Genomic DNA, 504 nt, shown 5'->3' with positions numbered 1-504 from the left:
TTGTTTTGATTAAAGATTCGACACCTTCTATCAAAACGGGTAACTCTCAACTAATCAAGTTGAAATGTCAGATCTAGTCGGGACTAATACAATACATTTTATTGTGTGTACGCCCTACGTGGGCATGAACTAATGTTATATTCACTTTCAACGAAATCTCACTCGAAATCAAAGCTCTCTGAAGCGCTTCCAGTTTCTACTAAATCTAAGCCTTTAAAATTAGCTCCCGCACCATGCTCTTCCTCCCAATTGCAACCGAATTCAATTCCGAAGCGAGGAATATCCATAGTACCACTGCCTTTGATATGAACAGCTACAATTCCACAAAGTCTTGAAAGATCTTTATATGTTGAAATTTGAGGAACGACATCATCAGGTTTTTCATCAATTAGGCTTTCAATTACTAAATCACGCATATACCAATATTGTTCAACAAAAGACTCAAGTGATTTATTCAGTACATCTAGTGCATTTTTTTCAATCCAACTCACTACATTCAAAAAC

Annotated in this window: 1 protein-coding gene; it reads right to left on the bottom strand. The window is 36.1% G+C overall.

Features of this window, described 5'->3' with window-relative positions:
- Nucleotides 1-158: 158 nt before the first annotated feature.
- Nucleotides 159-504, bottom strand: a 346-nt coding sequence (locus L2748_RS24380; RefSeq protein ID WP_248957856.1) for a DUF6985 domain-containing protein, incomplete at its 5' end; no start/stop codon positions are given.

The sequence above is a fragment of the Shewanella sairae genome (genome assembly GCF_023283535.1).
Taxonomy (GTDB): domain Bacteria; phylum Pseudomonadota; class Gammaproteobacteria; order Enterobacterales; family Shewanellaceae; genus Shewanella; species Shewanella sairae.
This window is presented reverse-complemented; position numbering and strand designations above follow the sequence as displayed.